This is a genomic window from Thalassospira sp. TSL5-1, from assembly GCF_001907695.1.
Taxonomy (GTDB): domain Bacteria; phylum Pseudomonadota; class Alphaproteobacteria; order Rhodospirillales; family Thalassospiraceae; genus Thalassospira.
In genome coordinates, this window is sequence record NZ_KV880637.1 from 820,872 (window position 1) to 835,806 (window position 14,935).

Here is a 14,935-nt window from a genome sequence, read left to right on the forward strand (position 1 = left end):
CTAACCTCTGAACCGTGTCACAACCTTGCGACCGATCTTTTTTCCGCGTGCGGCCAAATCGGCCCGAGCTTCGTTATCGACTTCGCGTTTGTAGCGGTCACGTAACAACAACAGGTCCGCGATTGCCGTGCGTTTAAGGCTTCGACCGTCGATCTGGTATTCTTCCTGATCCTTGGTTGCTCGACGCTCTATAACGGCTTCAATCGCCGTTAAAACCCGCCGCGCGTGACTGGTTGCGTCAAGCGTCGCAACCGATGCGAAATCCGCCAGAACTTCAAGTGTGCCGGTTCCAACGCGATACCGGTCGCCATTCTTTGATACCGATGCTTCAAAGCGGTATGTGCCCGCCGCATATACTGCCGTGTCTGATGCCGCCTGATAGATTTTGAACCCGTCGCCATCCGCAACGGCATCAAACGTGATTTTCGCTGTTGCGTTGATCAGGGTGTATTTCAGTATCCAGCCTTCACCGGCAGGATAGGCGGCAAGATCATCCCGTCGCCAATTCCAGCTATCACCCGCGACCAGTTTTTGCGGTTCTGCCATATTAACTCCATCCACCAACAAAACCGCCGCCCCGGCGTTTGGGTCGGCGTTTCTGATTTGGTTTTGCCTTTGGGGCTGTTGTTTCATCAGGCGAAGCCAGATCTTCGAGCATCGCCGCAGGCGCGCCGTTCATCCCGGCCAAAAGATCACCCTGTTGCGATAACGGGGCGCGGCATCTTACCGCTTCCCATTTTGCCCAGTCATTGTCTGTCATGACGCCGACGCCTTTGTGAACCGCTAGCGCCGCGTTATAGATCGAACAGTCGTGATAATGGTTAGGCCCGGTCGCGACCCATTCCTTGACCGTGCGGCCCTTGACTTCGCGGCTTTTGATATGCTCCGCCGTCAACTGCTTGAAGAACCGTTCATCGTGCAGGGCTTCGGTGTAGTGCATGAAACCGGGCGGGTCGAATTCGGCCCCGTCGCGCATGCCATCCTTGCGCAGGTTGGCATACATTTCGGCTTTTAATCCCCAAGTGCCGATATGCCACAATTCCACACCGCGCCGTAGCCGCTTGCCGCGAATGCTGATATCGACCTTTGTGGGCGTCGATGAAATCGCCGCTTTGTGCCAGCCATCCTCACCCTTTAATGCCATCGCCTTCGGGCGCGCCCGGCACCACTGATAGACAGTGTTCGAGTTAAAACCCGAATCAACACCGAAAGCGTCAACCTGCCAAGTGTTGCCATAGGCATCGGGGTAACGGCGGTCATAAACCTGATCAAGCTTGCCCCAAACCGGGTTGGCCGGATCGGCGGTGTCGCCTTCGAGAAAACCGATATCGATTGACCACGATTGTTTATCTCGCCCCCATGTCTTGACCTCGTAATAGATACCATCGGCCTGAACGTCGGCAGCCCCTGTCAGGATGATGCCACCGGGCGGGATCGTGCGCCCGCCATAGGTTTCACGCCGGACATAAAGGCGATCCCATTCAGGCGCATCCCCGCGTTCTTCCCATGCTTCCCCAAGCCACAAATTAACGAATGTCTTTAGCTCGTTCGGGTCGTCTTTCACCGCTAGAAACTCTTCGGCGATGTTGTCCCAAGTCGTGATATTTGAAGACAATGCGTCAATATGAAAACTTGGATGTCGGCCAGGTTCGGGGAAGGTTGCGATAAATTCGCCTGCCGCCAGCATTTCCTTTTTTTGGTAGTGTTCGATTTCACCGCCACAATGCTTGCAGATATAGTGCGCATTATAGGGCCATGTGTCGTTAAATTTCAGGCCGTAATCAATTTCCTCGCTACCGAAAACAAGCCGTTGTTTTTCACCGCAATGCGGGCAGGGGCACATCCAAAATCGCTGATCACCCTCTTCAAACGCATTATCAATGCGAGATATTCCTTTTATCGTCGGTGTGCTGGTTTCAAATTTTTTATAGTCACCTGTGGCATGAAATGCGATCTGCCGGGCATTTGCCATCTTCATAGGGTCGCCCTGACCATCAAGGCTAAGGGGCCATTGATCGACTTCATCACAGAATAAATATTTGATGGTCTTGGACCGAAGTTCCGAAGGACTGTTAGCCCCAGTCAAAAGCATGGAACCACCCGGAAACCGCTTTTTCCGTGCTGTCGATGCTTTTGCTGAACGACTGCGATGCTGATTTACTTTCCTGTTCAAGACAGGTGTTTGCTCAATTGCGGGGGTCAGCTTTTCGCTATTGAAATCCTTCGCAAGTGAAATGGTTGGAAAGATCACCATGATAGTCCCGGGCGTCTTGTCAACGATCGAACCAATCCAGGCAACACCAACGACGGTCAAGCCAACTTGAGCAGACTTGCGAACGCTCACCCGTGTGTGAGGGCTTTCAGCAGCAAGACAGTCGAGAATAGGCGCGGCATATGGTGTTAGGTCTGAAGACCACTTACTTCCGGCATGCGGGCCATCACCAACGATCAGATTTTCAATAGCCCATGCCGACGGTTTAATAACCGGGTCCGGGGCGATCCCGAGAGCCAAAGCCCCAGTGATCAGCGCCAGCGTCGTTTCACCCTTGTTCGTCATCATCGGTGATACTCAAGCTTTCCGCGATCATGGTTTGCAGATCGCGTGTCTTTTGCTTCAGGACCGTGCGGACAGCATCGGAGCCGCCATTACGTGCGGCAGCGTCAATTTCTTCAGCCCAGCCGATCATGCTATCTAGACCCTGCCGGATGCGTCGCCCGGATGCCACCATCGCGTCGAGGATTTCCTGCTTTGGTAGCAGGTTCCCCATTTTTTGCTCATAGTCCAGCCGTGCGAGCTTTGCCGCATACTGTTCGCGTTCGGTGCGTGCATCGGTGTATGTCGGGTTTGACCTTGCGTCTGGTTGTTTGCTCGTGTCCCGTTCTTCGCCAAGATCAAACAATGACGCATCGTTGTCTGATCTGTTTTCGACAGGCTCGTTCGTTGAGTGAGATGGTGCGCGTGCCGGGTCCCCATTTGCCCGGCGGGCAAAATCGGCATCGGCAAAATCGATCCGGCCATCATCGCGAACCGGGATTTTCCCGGTCTTGACCATCTTTGTGACGGCAGCCGGACTAACGCCCAAATGCCGCGCATATTCCGATTTGCTGCCAATCATGCGTGACCTCACACGGTGCGATTTCACCGCATGGTTTTAACCATCGGGATTGCGGGATTTAACCGCTTTAACCGCCTTTAACCTTGTTTGAAAAACCAAAAACTGGCGAAATCCCGCGCCCGCGCCACCCGCATACGTTTTTGCCTGGGAAGGACCCAAAAAGGCAGCGCGGTCGATCTGATTGCTGATCCGATAGGGAAAGGAATGCCAAATAAAAAGGGCCCGCGCCGGTATTCCGGTGCAGGCCCAATTTAGGATGGCTGATTGTTGTCAAGTTTTGCCCCGACTGTCAACAGGGTTTTTAATCCAGGGCTTTTCAGGCGCGTTCGGTCCGACGATCTCGTAGCTGGTCATATCATCGATGAGCAACGCAAGGTCCGCTAGCGCCGCCCACCAGGCGGTATACATTTCACGAACGAATGCGACGTGATCAATGTCAGGTTCATAATCCACAAAACAGTAAAGCGGCTTGCGGCACGTCTTGGGGTCCGCATATTCCATGACCGGCCTGCCGCGATAAAGCAACGCCACCGGGCGCGGTTCTTCCCCCTCGAACCATTCAGGACGATCCCCGGCCTTGGCATGCTGAATGATCAGACCGATCTGAATGGGCGAGAGCTTGCGCACCGCATCATGCACGGTTTCAGCATCGGGGTTGATTTCGTTGTTGCTGTTTGCGATCGAACCCGCGCAATCAATGCGAATGCCAAGAAGTGCTGTCTGTTCAAGGGATAAAAGGTTGCTGCGGCCCTCGCTTGGAAAGACCAGCCTTTCCGCGCGACGGGTGACTTCATCGGCCCGCTGATCCTGATAAGTCCAGCGCACCAGTTCTTCAATATCTACCCGTTTGCGAGGGTTGCGAGAGTTCGCGATAGTTTCTTGCGATAGTTCAAAGTATTTTTTATCTAATGTTTTCAACATATTACTAACTCTCTGCGATAGTTGCGATAGTTGCGATAGTTATGTAAGGTCAACGCGACTGTATGCGCGCCCACACAGCCGAGACGGCTGGGAAAACCCTCGCAACCCTCGCAACCCTCGCAAGTTATTGATAATGCTTGCTGTATTCGGTGCGATAGTTTGCGAGGGTTGCGAGGGTTAGACATAATCCCCCGGATTGTCGGCGGGCGGCGGCTCGCTATTATCGGCGTTCCCATCAGGCACATTGACCAGCTCGACATTCAGATATTCTCGAATACGCCCGTCGGATTTCTGATAGCCACGTTCCGGCAGAACCTTGCCAAATGCCGTCATTGACCACGGACGTTCCGCATTGGCGTTGCACCACGATTTGTATGCGTCATACATGGCCGCTGCCTGGACAGCGCAATACTTGCTTGGCTTGACGCATTCATTCAGGAACCGACCTATCGGGTCGCTATCAGCGCGGTATTCATTGGTCGCGGCAAGCACGGCATCAGGGACGAATAACCCGCGTTCCAGCCATATCCGCACACCGTCAAGCAACCAGTTCAACACGCCTGATCGCTCCGCCCACAACTTGGCAGGCAGATCCTTATCCTGCTTTTCTTCGGGAACATTCACTTCCCACGGAACCAGGAGAAAACGCCGCCAAATCCCGCGATCTTGCCCGCGAATAGCAGGCTTGTGGTTGCCTGAAAGGGTAAGTTTGAATTGCGGAACGAAGTCGAAAAAACCGTAATTCAGGTGCCGAACTGTGATTTCTTCACCGCCGGTAATCGCCTTGATGGTTGCTTCGGCAAATCGCGATCCCTTTTCCGGCTCCGATGCCCGCACAAGCCGCGCACCAGGCAACCGCGCAAGGTCCGGTGTTGCCTCTGATCCGCGCTTGCGATCATCGCGCAATAACGATGCAAAGGGCAGCGAGAGAGAGTAGGGGCCCATCATCTTTGCAATCAGGTCGATAAATACCGACTTGCCGTTGCCACCCTCACCATAGTTGAAAACCAGTTTTTGTTCGCTTGTAATCCCGGTCAGGCAATAACCAGACCAGATTTGCAAGAACAGCCGAATTTCTTCATCGGGTTGAACCTCGGACAGAAATTTGTTGAATGTCGGACAGGTTGCATCCGGGTCGTATTCGACATTCATGATCTTTGCCAACCGGTCGCCACGATCATGATCCCGAAGTTCGTCACATGCGCCCTGCATGCGAATGGTCCCGTTTTGCACATTTAACAAATACGGATCAAAATCCATCATTTCCGGTGCGACCGAAATATAGGGTTCTGCTTCACCCACCATCGCATGCAGCTTTTGCCGGTTCCCCGATGAAATTGACCATTTCATCAAATCGGCAAGCTTCTGGTTCCAGTCTCCAACCGAAATATAGCCCGGCTCGTCTTTTTCGACGTCCGGCCTGCCCTGTTTTTGCAGGGCGGCAACCTCTTCCATGATCGACCGGGCCGTTTCATGGGCCTTTTGCTTTACCGCTTCATCGGAACCATCCGGGGCCCAATGCGTTCCGTTCCAGCAATGCCAGCCGACCTCACGCACATACAGCAAATCCTGACCATGCCGCGCAAGAAACCGTTCGGCATTTCCAATATCGTTGCGTTCTTTTTCGGCCAGCAACAGATTGACATCTTCACCCCCGCCACCGGGAAAACTAAGAATGTCCGCCCCGCCAATTGCGGCGCGAATGGCATTTGCCCCACTTGCCATTGTTCCTCCTGTTGCCATTAAAATAACCTCCCCTGACCGCGTGAATCAGCCCGACGCGGTTGTTTGGTCTTTTGCTGCTTTGATGATTGTGCGCGGGATCGTTCGGCCTGCCCGTCAGCTTCAAGCTGTCGTCTATGTTTTCCGCAATACCAGCGGCCAAGATGTTTTTCGGGATGGGGCAGACCACGCGCGACCGTGATCTGAAAAGCGCGCATATCGACGCCGATGCCAAATACCCCCCACGCATCACAGCCCTGGACTTCGCACATGTGAATAAAATGCCCGTTGGCATCGTAATGCGGGCCTGTTCGTGAAGCGTTCAAACGGCTGCCGTTAAATAGATCAGAAGGAACATTAGGTTTGTTCCCGGCTACAGCCGGTGCCAAACGGTCCTGATCGCGCTCATAGGCCGATTTCTTTGCAAATCCCATTTACGCCACCATCGCGGGCTGTGGCATAGGATTGAAAGGGTGTGAATTGTTGAAACTGGCTAAAGACTGCGCTTTGATTGTTTTGAATACTGATATTAATCTTGCAATAGTGACGTATAAATTCTTAATTGCTCTTTCAGGTTGTAAAGCAGGTGCCAAATGTTTGGAAAAATTGATCGGATGCCAGTCGATCGCAGTATGATTATGCAAGCATGCGTCGCGGTTCAGGCAACTATTTTCGTCATTGCGTTCGGGACTACCTTGAACGGCTCCAATAGTTCGGGAATAGTCGGTGCTTATCTTTGTTCTGGGGCGATATTTTATTCTGCAATTACGTTTTATGTTTTGGCGTATGGCATCGCCATCGCTCACAAGAAGCAATTGTATTTTACCAAATGGCGATCTCTCGTCATCATGGGTTTGACATTGATGCTTGTAATAAATGCAGAAATTGCTGGCGACTTTAATGCGCGTGCATCGCTTCAAAGTAAAAGAACAGACACAATTAACAAATGCGTCGCTGATATAATCACGATGCGTAGCCCCGGCTTGCTCACCATTGGCGAGACTTTCGTCTTTCCGGGATATTTGTTTCTCGAATTCAGGAACAAGTGCCTTTAGTAACGAAAAATGTGTCATCACACCCCCCGCAAAACGTCGTTGAAGTCTTTGCCTGCGGGCGGACGGGCAACGCTCACGCGAATACCGCGTGATCCATGAAATGCCTTTGCTTTTTGCAGCATGTCATTCATGGCAACCGGGTCGCTGTCGGCATCGATGCAAAGAACCAGATCACGCACAATGCCCGGCAGGTGTAGCGCCGCCATGTTACCCATTGATCCCGCCGCCCAGGTCGGCACCTTTGCCGCCAGCATCACCGATGCCGCCGTTTCAATGCCTTCAGCCACGGCAAGGCGTGATTGCGCAGCACACAGCCTGATCGCACCATGCCAGCATGACCCGGCCATCAATTTCGGCTTGAAAACCGCCGCTTTGCCGCGACCGTCTGCTTGCAGGAAAGTGCGATGAATGCCGGTAATCTTGCCCGACTGGTCCTGTACGCACGCGACCATCGCCGGAAAATGCTGTTCGCTATAGGCATGAAACAGTCGCGGATGAAACCGAATGGTTGGGGCAAGGCCCCCTTTATAGGCATCAGCCCAAATGCCGCGTGACCGCAAATAGGTTTCAACAATCGTGCCAGCCGCAGGTTGGCTTTGTGAAAAAATACCCCGCGCCCAGGCAATGGTTTCGGCCTTGTCGCGCTTGATGCCGTCGGCTTTTGGGCGTGCAACCGGCTTTGCCTTGGGTCGTGTTTGACCCTCACGGTCTGGCTGCAACCCGGCCTGTATCGCCAGTTCTTCAACCGCCTCAACAAAGCCAAGTCCGAACCGTTCCTGAACCCAGTCAAAAACATCGCCATGCGCACCGCAACCAAAGCAGTGATAAAACTCTTTGGCTTCGCTCACGGTGAAGGATGGCGACTTTTCCGAATGGAAAGGGCACAGGCCGGTATATTCGCGCCCGGCCCGATGCAATTTCACGTCCCGCGCAACCAGATCAACAATGCTGGTTCTTGCGCGAACGTCGTCTATGAACCACTGATCAAATCCGCCGCTCATTCCCCGGCTTCCTCAATCTGCAACAAGGCTTTGTCGATGCGCGCCAGCACTTCCATTGCCTCACGCACTTCCTCACGCAAATTCATGTCACGCACTTCATCAGCGGTAATTTTGCCATCATCCGCCAGGGCCTCGGAAAGCCGTGCAATCGCTTCACCCGCCTCTTTCCCAAGCGCCCCCAAATGCGCCACCCATGCGGGGTCAGCATCCGCCGGGGGCAGGGGAATCAGGATGTGCCCCTGCAATCCCGCAAGAATACGGGTCACAATCGGGTTGCCTGCATCGGCTTCCAGATCGGCAATCACGTCAACAGGCGGAAACATACCCTCATGGGCACGGCCATAACGGCCAATACGCTGATAATCCACACGGGTAATGCTGGCGGCGCTCTCCTGTCCACCGACTGCTTTGGTCAACCGCCGAAACCCGGCTTTGATCGACAAATAGGCAGATGACGAAAAGGCACGACCCAGGCGTTGATGCTGTTCGTGTGTCATGCGTAATCTCCCTGCACTTGCGCAATGCCTTGCGCACCGGATCGGCGCATGCTTGGGCTATGGAAAATCATGAAAAAACACTGAAAACACTTGCGGCCATCTGTGAACAAAAGCTGATGACCGACCCGCACAACCCGCGACGCAAACGGCTTGAATGCGATCTTGCGCGTTACAGGAGCGCGTTGCAGAAGGGTGAGAAGGTGAAAAGTCATGATGAACCTCGCTTAGACAGGAAGTGACTTTTCAGCCTCGACAATTTTGTTCCACATACGGAGCGACGGCATTTTGCCGCGCTTCCAACGACACCAGGTTGTCGGATGAACACCCGCCTTTCCGCAGAAACGTTCAACTGTGATCTTTTTCGCTTCTAACCGGGCTTCGATCCGGTCAATCTCTTTCTGAATTTCCATAACCGCCCTCATTTAGCATTTTTGCTAAATATACGGTTAGCACTTTTGCAAAATGACGGCAAGGGGGATGATGTGCAAAATTGCTATATGGAAAAATCGCAACCACAAAACACAGTGCAGGATCGGGCGCGCAAGCGTCTTGAAACCGCGCTTAAAATCACAGGATGGTCGCCAGCACACCTTGCGAAAGAGGCAGGTGTTGCCGCGAGTACGATCAGCCGGTTTCTGAATTTTCCGGTCAAGCATACAGTCAGCTTGAAAACGATGGAAAAAGTTGATGAAGCCGTACGCCGCTATATTATGTCAGTACCTGATGCACAGGAATCGATCCGTCTAACGCTTCTCTATGATGGCCCCGGTACGGTCGAGGCAACACCAAGCAATACCATCAACATACATGTGCGCGGTGCTGTTCAGGCTGGGTATTTCACCGAGGCAGCAGAATGGCCGCGCGATGACTGGGAAAACATCTCCTTGCCGCGCCCTGATGGTCACAAGTCGTATTTCGGGTTACGGGTCAAAGGCCCGTCAATGAACCTGATCTATCCCGAAGGTACGATCCTTGTTTGCGTACCGATGTACGACTATCACGACATGCTTGAAAACGGTGATCATGTGATCGTGCAGCGATGGGATGCCGGTATGGTTGAAGCAACGGTTAAGGAGCTGAAACGCGCCGAAGATGGCAGCACATGGCTTTGGCCGCGATCGGACCATCCAGAATATCAAATGCCTATCGCATTACCGGCAAATAATGGCGATCACTCTGATTACATGGGGACAAACGACATTCGAGTTGTCGCGGTTGTTGTTGCAGATTATCGGGTGCGCCGCCGGAGAGGGTAGGGCCTATTTCGGTACAAAAATTGGGGGAATTATGAATATTTTCAAAGCAATACCTGTCTTAATGCTTGTCGCAGTCTTGTCTGCTTGTGCGACCGCACCACAACAAAGCCTTACTGATATCAGAGAGCTTCAGACGAAACGTCAACAGGCAGCGACGCGCACCTTCAACAAAACACCAGATCAGATATATGATGCAGCCCAGACCGTGTTTAACGCGATGGATGGCGGGGACTTCATCTACGATCTGAAAGAGGATCGCTTACTTGCGTCGCGTTGGTGGACATTTTATGCAGTTTTTGCAACCGGGTTTGGACGACAATATTTTGAGGTTGTTACAAAGCCCAATGATGCGGCAACTGTGGTCACTCTCGGAGAGGACGAAGACGCTCATACAGGCATGTTTTCAACACCTGTTTCCACGCAATTCAAAGACCACCTGTCGGTTGGAGGAAACAGTAGAATAGGCGCAACCATTGGCGACTATAATCTGTTTTTTGACCGCCTTGATTATGTTTTGGGACTATCTGATTCTTGGCCTTCCTGCGAGAATGCGCAAACTTACCGCAATATGGAAACGAGTAAACGCCTGGTATTTTGTGATCTTGTCGGTATTGACGATAAAACCCCTTAAGTTGTCATAATTTGCGCGCCATTTAGACTACCAATGACAGGCTTCCCGCAATTCTTTCACTGCATCTTTGGTATTTGATATATCAAAGGTCGCAGTGAAAGGGCTTTCACTGTATGGCGTCATCCGCGCAACCATCGTTGATTTATCATACATCTGTTTAATGAACGGGATAGCGGTTCCACCAGACCACAAGCCTAAAGCGCGGTTGTTGGTCGAATTATCCATAGAGACCGTTTTTGCTTTGTTGTCGTCCAGCCGATAGGTAACGTCACCGTAATCATTGTACTCGCTTGATGTCATGTGGCATTCAGTTCTGAAATAAACTGCTGTCGTGTTTTCCATGCAGCGCAGCACCAAAGTAACCTTGCTGCCACGTCCGAATGAACAGTTTACGGTTTCATTTGAATCAACCGATACAAAGACGTTTTTGTCATCCGTCAATTTCGATGTCGTCGAGTACGCTTCCCAGCTACCCTTTGATTTTTCCACCTTTATCTGTGGTGTTCTGCCACTCGCTTCATCATAACAGGCGAGGCGGTCGAGATCGTTTGATATCTTGATGCAGTCCGACGCATTTTTTGCATGTGACACGGTGCTGAATGAAAAAACCGACAAGGCAACAGCCGGTACCATCACAATTTTAAGCATAACGATCCCCCTGAATTTACTACCGATATTAACTTAAAACCTCCGAAGACAAACTTCCATGTCTGAATGTTTAGCAAAAATGCTATTGACGGTTTGCAAAAATGCAAATACCGTTTGTTGCGTTAAACGGTTCCGGGGTTCCCGGACGCTTCACTAAGGAGGTTGCATGTTGAATTCCTCTTTCAACAAACAAGCGGGCGCAAACAGTCATCGGGTCCGCGAACTTGCACAGGCCATGATCGAAATTGCCCGCACCAATGGTGCTGTCACAGACCGGGATTTGATCAACAGGGGGTTTAGCCAAAGCGAACTGAATGCGTTAGGGGCCGACGCCGGATCAATCGCGGGCAGTCGGCTGTCTGGCGAGTTTTAGCCAATGACGATCCCCAAAAGCGTGATTGATCGCCTTCGTGCCGATGCCAGGCAGATCACGATCAATCCATCCAGCACAACCAGCCTGCGACTACTCGCATGGCGATTTTTAAAGCAGTGGGGCGCATCATGACCACCATACCAACTGCGGCAGATGGCAAGGGCCTGCCGACAGCAAAATCATTCAGCCAGTTTATCCAACTTATGGAAGACGGCGAATTCCACGCCGATCTGTCGAACGCCTTGCAGACGATCAATGCAGCATTGAACCAGCATCTGATTGACCACGGCGGCAAACCGAAAGGCAAATTGTCGATCGACATCAACTTTCGCCTTGAAGACGGTGTTTTTGAAATCACCGGCGGCATTGACATTAAGGTGCCCAAAACGCCGCGTGGAAAAACCATTGCCTGGTCTACACCGGATAATCAGTTCACGCCGCAAAACCCGCGCCAGATGCAGCTTTTTGGCGTGCGTGACGTTTCCGCAGGTCACGACGCTAAAGAAGTTCGTTGCGTCTGATCGGTTTAACAGCCCTCAAAAATGAGAATAGACATGGAACAGAAATTTGAGACGGTCGAACCGTCCGCCCAGGTTATTGCGTCGATTATAAAAGATCATTTCAAACCGCAGATCATTTCGGTCGAAGGTCAGCAAGGCCGACCTGCAACTGAAATCCTGATTTTGCCGGATGGAAAGGGACTGAAAGCACAGTCTGTCAAAGCGTTTGGCGATGAATACCGGGATCGCCCCGAACGCCGTGAAGGCACCGCACATTTCACTGATCTGAAAAGCTTTGTCGCCCATGTGGTTCGTTTCAAAGATGACGGATCAGCCTTGTTTGCCGACGATAACCGGGACAAACCTTCGATCACGGCGGTTCTTGACTATCATAAGATCGGGGCGGAAGCAGATCCGCGCTTTGGAAGTCACAAGTCGTTTTACAGCTTCCCGCTGTCCGAAGAATGGAAAAAATGGCGCGAAGTCGATGATTGCGAACTGGGTCAGATTGAATTTGCCGAATTCATCGAGGACCGCATTACCGATGTGATGATGCCGCCGGACAGCCTTATCAGTGGCATCCGTGAAGATGAACTGGCAGACGGCACCGGGGACAATGATCAAGCCTTGTTTGATCTGGTTCAGAAAATCGGAGGGCGGGTTTGCGGGCCTTCAAAGCTAATGGAACTTTCCAAAGGAATGAAGGTGCATGACCAGCAAAAGGTAAAGCAGGTCATCAATACCAGCACAGGCGAAAGTCAGATTCAGTTTGAAACCGAACATCTGGACGCCGACGGCGCACCAATGAAAGTCCCGAACCTGTTTTTGCTGGCTATTCCGGTGTTTCACAATGGCCCGCTTTACCGGGTTCCCGTCCGGCTTCGCTATCGCGTGCGGTCTGGAAGCATCAAATGGAAAGTCCAGATGCACCGGCCTGACATGTCGCTTGACCATGCTTTTTCCGAAGCCTGCCATAAAGCTGAAGCAGATACCAGTTTGCCGCTGTTCTTCGGTAAGCCGGAATAAACCGCATGCCCGAAACCACCGACGATAACCGCCTGTATCCCGAAGAACGGGCCTTGATGCGGGCAATTCGTCGATGGTTTCGCTACCGAACACCCCGCAATTTGCAACACGTCATTCTCGCAAGCCGCGACTGGTTACGCGCAGAACACCAGCGAGAGGATGAAAGGACCACCCGCAAATGAAACTTCGTCACCTGCGCCGTATGCGCAATCAATTGACACCGACCGGCTGGGTTCTGTCTGTCATCGCTTTGGTGACTGCCGCAGCCGCTATCATCGCACGGGGACTATGATGCAGGAAACCATGAAGCCGTGGCGACAAATGCCATCGGGCCGGGTTTGGCCGCTACTCAACCCGACACCAAAGGATGTTTATTGGCCGGACCTCGCCGAAGCCCTGTCAAAAACAAACCGTTGGGGCGGTTCGACAACCGTTCTTTACAGCGTCGCGCAGCATTGCTGCATCGTGCATGATGTGCTGCCTGTCCAATACCGGCTTGCCGGTCTTTTGCACGACGCCGAAGAAGCCGCCTTGGGCTTCGATATGCCGCGTCCGGTCAAGGATATGTTCGACCTTTTAGGGGCAGGGGATGCCATCAAACGCGCCGCATCGATCCAGAAAACGGCGATATTTGCCGCCGCCGGGCTTCCTTATCCCTTCCCGGATGACATGCAAAAGGCAGTAAAAAACGCCGATATGTGCGCCCTTGCCACCGAACGCCGCGACGTAAACCGCCCCTGCAATGTTGCCTGGGCTTCCCCATTGCCGCCGCCCTTACCGGATCGTATCCGCCCCTGGCCTTGGCCGAAGGCGATGGAAGAATTTCTAAAGCGGCTTAATCGCCTGCTTGCGGTTGCACCTGTTGTGGGAGGAAAGCGAAATGTCTGGATCGGTTAATAAAGTCATCCTGATCGGGCATTTGGGCCGTGATCCTGAAATCCGCTTTTCGCAGGCAAGTAAAAAGATCGCCAATTTCTCGATCGCAACATCCGATCAGTGGAACGACCGGCAAAGCGGCGAACGCCGCGAACGCACGGAATGGCATCGAATCGTTGTGTTCAACGAAGGTTTGGCCGCGATCTGTGAAAGCTATTTGAAGAAAGGATCAAAGGTCTATCTGGAAGGCGCGCTTCGTACCCGCAAATGGCAGGGCCAGGACGGCAGGGACAATTACACCACCGAAGTCGTTCTTGAAGCATTTAACGCCAGCCTAACCATGCTTGATGCACGTCGCGACGGTCCGCCCCCGGCAGATGATCCGGCAGGATATGGCAATGCTTCCACCGGCCAGAACCGGCCTTCAACTGATCTCGATCTTGATGATGATATTCCGTTTTAAGTAGGGCAGGAGGACGCCATGCCAAAGTCATTGCGGGTTCTGATCGGCTGCGAATTTACCGGCATCATGCGTCGTGCCTTCGCCATTCGTGGGCATGATGCTTGGTCATGCGATCTATTACCGGCAGAAGACCGCTCAAACAAACACTTCATCGGTGATGTGCGCGATCATCTGGCGGATGGCTGGGATTTGCTGATTATTTGTCACCCACCATGCACCCGGCTTTGTCGCGCAGGACGGCGTTGGTTATCAGGGCCCGGTTATATGACGCCGCCGAAATCACTACCCAGGGGGCGCACCTGGCAAAGTATGAAAGATGAATTTGAACAGGCGGTTTCACTCTTTACCGATTGTTGGCGTGCGCCCGTCGATCGGATCGCAATCGAAAATCCGGTGATGCACGATATTGCAAAATCTCGAATGCCCGATGATTTGCCCGCACCGCAAATTGTGCAGCCCCATTGGTTCGGTCATCGACAATATAAGGCGACGGGTTGGTTTTTAAAAAGCCTGCCTGAATTATCTCCTACGCATAAGCTTTCTGAGCCAGCCAGACACACCGATGAATGGAAGGCATGGAACCGGGTTTGGCGAATGCCACCAGGCAAGGATCGCGGAAAAGAAAGGTCGCGTTTCTTTTCCGGTATGGCGGAAGCATGCGCAGATCAGTGGGGCGCAGCGGCAGTCAGTCAAATGACGATAGCAGCATGAAAGAGCAGGCAACCTGCCCCGCATGTGAAGGCGCGGGAATGCTTTGGATATGGCCGTGCAAAAACTGTCGCGGGACAGGGCAGGCGACCGAAACCGGCAAAACAAGTCCTTCAAGCGCGGACCATTCGTCTAAAAACGC

Annotated in this window: 20 protein-coding genes; 9 read left to right on the top strand and 11 right to left on the bottom strand. The window is 52.6% G+C overall.

Annotated features, from left to right (window positions below; all coding sequences use genetic code 11):
• The 10 genes from LF95_RS03815 to LF95_RS03865 all read right to left on the bottom strand — a co-directional run bounded on the left by LF95_RS03815 (position 1) and on the right by LF95_RS03865 (position 8,722).
• Positions 1-546: a hypothetical protein gene (locus LF95_RS03815; RefSeq protein WP_073953757.1), complete on the bottom strand. Its 546-nt coding sequence runs from the start codon at positions 544-546 to the stop codon at positions 1-3.
• Position 547: 1 nt separating this feature from the next.
• Positions 548-2,560 carry a phage terminase large subunit family protein gene (locus tag LF95_RS03820; protein WP_073953758.1) on the bottom strand — a complete coding sequence of 671 codons (2,013 nt, stop codon included), beginning with the start codon at positions 2,558-2,560 and terminating at the stop codon, positions 548-550.
• Positions 2,541-3,116 carry a hypothetical protein gene (locus LF95_RS03825; protein ID WP_073953759.1) on the bottom strand — a complete coding sequence of 192 codons (576 nt, stop codon included), beginning with the start codon at positions 3,114-3,116 and terminating at the stop codon, positions 2,541-2,543. The genes LF95_RS03820 and LF95_RS03825 overlap by 20 nt, the downstream gene beginning before the upstream one ends.
• A gap of 270 nt (positions 3,117-3,386) precedes the next feature.
• Complete coding sequence (locus LF95_RS03830) at positions 3,387-4,037, bottom strand: hypothetical protein (RefSeq protein ID WP_143181928.1); 651 nt, start codon at positions 4,035-4,037, stop codon at positions 3,387-3,389.
• A 177-nt stretch (positions 4,038-4,214) separates the two neighbouring features.
• Positions 4,215-5,762 carry a DNA primase family protein gene (locus LF95_RS03835; RefSeq protein WP_073953761.1) on the bottom strand — a complete coding sequence of 516 codons (1,548 nt, stop codon included), beginning with the start codon at positions 5,760-5,762 and terminating at the stop codon, positions 4,215-4,217.
• 17 nt (positions 5,763-5,779) lie between these two features.
• Complete coding sequence (locus tag LF95_RS22730; protein WP_143181929.1) at positions 5,780-6,193, bottom strand: hypothetical protein; 414 nt, start codon at positions 6,191-6,193, stop codon at positions 5,780-5,782.
• A complete protein-coding gene (locus LF95_RS22735) occupies positions 6,194-6,832 on the bottom strand; it encodes a hypothetical protein (protein ID WP_143181930.1) in 639 nt (212 codons plus the stop codon).
• Positions 6,832-7,815, bottom strand: a complete 984-nt coding sequence (locus LF95_RS03850; protein WP_073953764.1) for a CHC2 zinc finger domain-containing protein — start codon at positions 7,813-7,815, stop codon at positions 6,832-6,834. The genes LF95_RS22735 and LF95_RS03850 overlap by 1 nt, the downstream gene beginning before the upstream one ends.
• Complete coding sequence (locus tag LF95_RS03855) at positions 7,812-8,312, bottom strand: hypothetical protein (RefSeq protein WP_073953765.1); 501 nt, start codon at positions 8,310-8,312, stop codon at positions 7,812-7,814. The genes LF95_RS03850 and LF95_RS03855 overlap by 4 nt, the downstream gene beginning before the upstream one ends.
• 224 nt (positions 8,313-8,536) lie before the next feature.
• Entirely contained in the window at positions 8,537-8,722 is a 186-nt protein-coding gene (locus LF95_RS03865; protein WP_073953767.1) for a helix-turn-helix domain-containing protein, read from the bottom strand.
• A gap of 45 nt (positions 8,723-8,767) precedes the next feature.
• On the opposite strand from LF95_RS03865, the gene LF95_RS03870 reads away from it, so the two are divergent.
• Positions 8,768-9,568 (top strand): LexA family protein, encoded by an 801-nt coding sequence (locus LF95_RS03870; RefSeq protein ID WP_073953768.1) that lies wholly within the window; start codon positions 8,768-8,770, stop codon positions 9,566-9,568.
• A gap of 31 nt (positions 9,569-9,599) precedes the next feature.
• Positions 9,600-10,199 carry a hypothetical protein gene (locus LF95_RS03875; RefSeq protein WP_073953769.1) on the top strand — a complete coding sequence of 200 codons (600 nt, stop codon included), beginning with the start codon at positions 9,600-9,602 and terminating at the stop codon, positions 10,197-10,199.
• Positions 10,200-10,226: 27 nt separating this feature from the next.
• Here LF95_RS03875 and LF95_RS03880 read toward each other — a convergent pair whose 3' ends face one another.
• Positions 10,227-10,847, bottom strand: coding sequence for a type VI secretion system-associated protein TagO (locus tag LF95_RS03880; protein ID WP_073953770.1), 621 nt, complete (start codon positions 10,845-10,847; stop codon positions 10,227-10,229).
• Positions 10,848-11,013: 166 nt separating this feature from the next.
• On the opposite strand from LF95_RS03880, the gene LF95_RS03885 reads away from it, so the two are divergent.
• From LF95_RS03885 to LF95_RS03910, 7 genes are all read left to right on the top strand, one after another.
• Positions 11,014-11,220 (top strand): hypothetical protein, encoded by a 207-nt coding sequence (locus LF95_RS03885; protein WP_073953771.1) that lies wholly within the window; start codon positions 11,014-11,016, stop codon positions 11,218-11,220.
• A gap of 128 nt (positions 11,221-11,348) precedes the next feature.
• Entirely contained in the window at positions 11,349-11,741 is a 393-nt protein-coding gene (locus LF95_RS03890) for a hypothetical protein (protein ID WP_143181931.1), read from the top strand.
• Between the two features lie 33 nt (positions 11,742-11,774).
• The gene (locus LF95_RS03895) at positions 11,775-12,746 is read left to right on the top strand and encodes a DUF2303 family protein (protein WP_073953773.1); all 972 of its coding nucleotides are present in this window, start codon (positions 11,775-11,777) and stop codon (positions 12,744-12,746) included.
• 5 nt (positions 12,747-12,751) lie between these two features.
• Positions 12,752-12,928: a hypothetical protein gene (locus LF95_RS22910; protein ID WP_168173651.1), complete on the top strand. Its 177-nt coding sequence runs from the start codon at positions 12,752-12,754 to the stop codon at positions 12,926-12,928.
• A 106-nt stretch (positions 12,929-13,034) separates the two neighbouring features.
• Complete coding sequence (locus LF95_RS03900; RefSeq protein WP_143181932.1) at positions 13,035-13,643, top strand: hypothetical protein; 609 nt, start codon at positions 13,035-13,037, stop codon at positions 13,641-13,643.
• Entirely contained in the window at positions 13,627-14,085 is a 459-nt protein-coding gene (gene ssb, locus LF95_RS03905; RefSeq protein WP_073953775.1) for a single-stranded DNA-binding protein, read from the top strand. Before LF95_RS03900 ends, ssb begins: the two co-directional genes overlap by 17 nt.
• An 18-nt stretch (positions 14,086-14,103) precedes the next feature.
• A complete protein-coding gene (locus tag LF95_RS03910) occupies positions 14,104-14,796 on the top strand; it encodes a hypothetical protein (protein ID WP_073953776.1) in 693 nt (230 codons plus the stop codon).
• The last annotated feature ends 139 nt before the right edge of the window (positions 14,797-14,935 follow it).

Bases quoted from the DNA above. Each gene is read 5' to 3' on its own strand.
- LF95_RS03910 (WP_073953776.1), top strand. From the start codon at position 14,104: ATGCCAAAGTCATTGCGGGTTCTGATCGGCTGCGAATTTACCGGCATC.
- LF95_RS03835 (WP_073953761.1), bottom strand. From the start codon at position 5,762: ATGGCAAGTGGGGCAAATGCCATTCGCGCCGCAATTGGCGGGGCGGAC.
- LF95_RS03820 (WP_073953758.1), bottom strand. From the start codon at position 2,560: ATGATGACGAACAAGGGTGAAACGACGCTGGCGCTGATCACTGGGGCT.
- LF95_RS03895 (WP_073953773.1), top strand. From the start codon at position 11,775: ATGGAACAGAAATTTGAGACGGTCGAACCGTCCGCCCAGGTTATTGCG.
- ssb (WP_073953775.1), top strand. From the start codon at position 13,627: ATGTCTGGATCGGTTAATAAAGTCATCCTGATCGGGCATTTGGGCCGT.
- LF95_RS22730 (WP_143181929.1), bottom strand. From the start codon at position 6,193: ATGGGATTTGCAAAGAAATCGGCCTATGAGCGCGATCAGGACCGTTTG.
- LF95_RS03885 (WP_073953771.1), top strand. From the start codon at position 11,014: ATGTTGAATTCCTCTTTCAACAAACAAGCGGGCGCAAACAGTCATCGG.
- LF95_RS03900 (WP_143181932.1), top strand. From the start codon at position 13,035: ATGATGCAGGAAACCATGAAGCCGTGGCGACAAATGCCATCGGGCCGG.
- LF95_RS03815 (WP_073953757.1), bottom strand. From the start codon at position 546: ATGGCAGAACCGCAAAAACTGGTCGCGGGTGATAGCTGGAATTGGCGA.
- LF95_RS03855 (WP_073953765.1), bottom strand. From the start codon at position 8,312: ATGACACACGAACAGCATCAACGCCTGGGTCGTGCCTTTTCGTCATCT.
- LF95_RS03880 (WP_073953770.1), bottom strand. From the start codon at position 10,847: ATGCTTAAAATTGTGATGGTACCGGCTGTTGCCTTGTCGGTTTTTTCA.
- LF95_RS03830 (WP_143181928.1), bottom strand. From the start codon at position 4,037: ATGTTGAAAACATTAGATAAAAAATACTTTGAACTATCGCAAGAAACT.
- LF95_RS03850 (WP_073953764.1), bottom strand. From the start codon at position 7,815: ATGAGCGGCGGATTTGATCAGTGGTTCATAGACGACGTTCGCGCAAGA.
- LF95_RS22735 (WP_143181930.1), bottom strand. From the start codon at position 6,832: ATGACACATTTTTCGTTACTAAAGGCACTTGTTCCTGAATTCGAGAAA.
- LF95_RS03825 (WP_073953759.1), bottom strand. From the start codon at position 3,116: ATGATTGGCAGCAAATCGGAATATGCGCGGCATTTGGGCGTTAGTCCG.
- LF95_RS03875 (WP_073953769.1), top strand. From the start codon at position 9,600: ATGAATATTTTCAAAGCAATACCTGTCTTAATGCTTGTCGCAGTCTTG.
- LF95_RS22910 (WP_168173651.1), top strand. From the start codon at position 12,752: ATGCCCGAAACCACCGACGATAACCGCCTGTATCCCGAAGAACGGGCC.
- LF95_RS03890 (WP_143181931.1), top strand. From the start codon at position 11,349: ATGACCACCATACCAACTGCGGCAGATGGCAAGGGCCTGCCGACAGCA.
- LF95_RS03865 (WP_073953767.1), bottom strand. From the start codon at position 8,722: ATGGAAATTCAGAAAGAGATTGACCGGATCGAAGCCCGGTTAGAAGCG.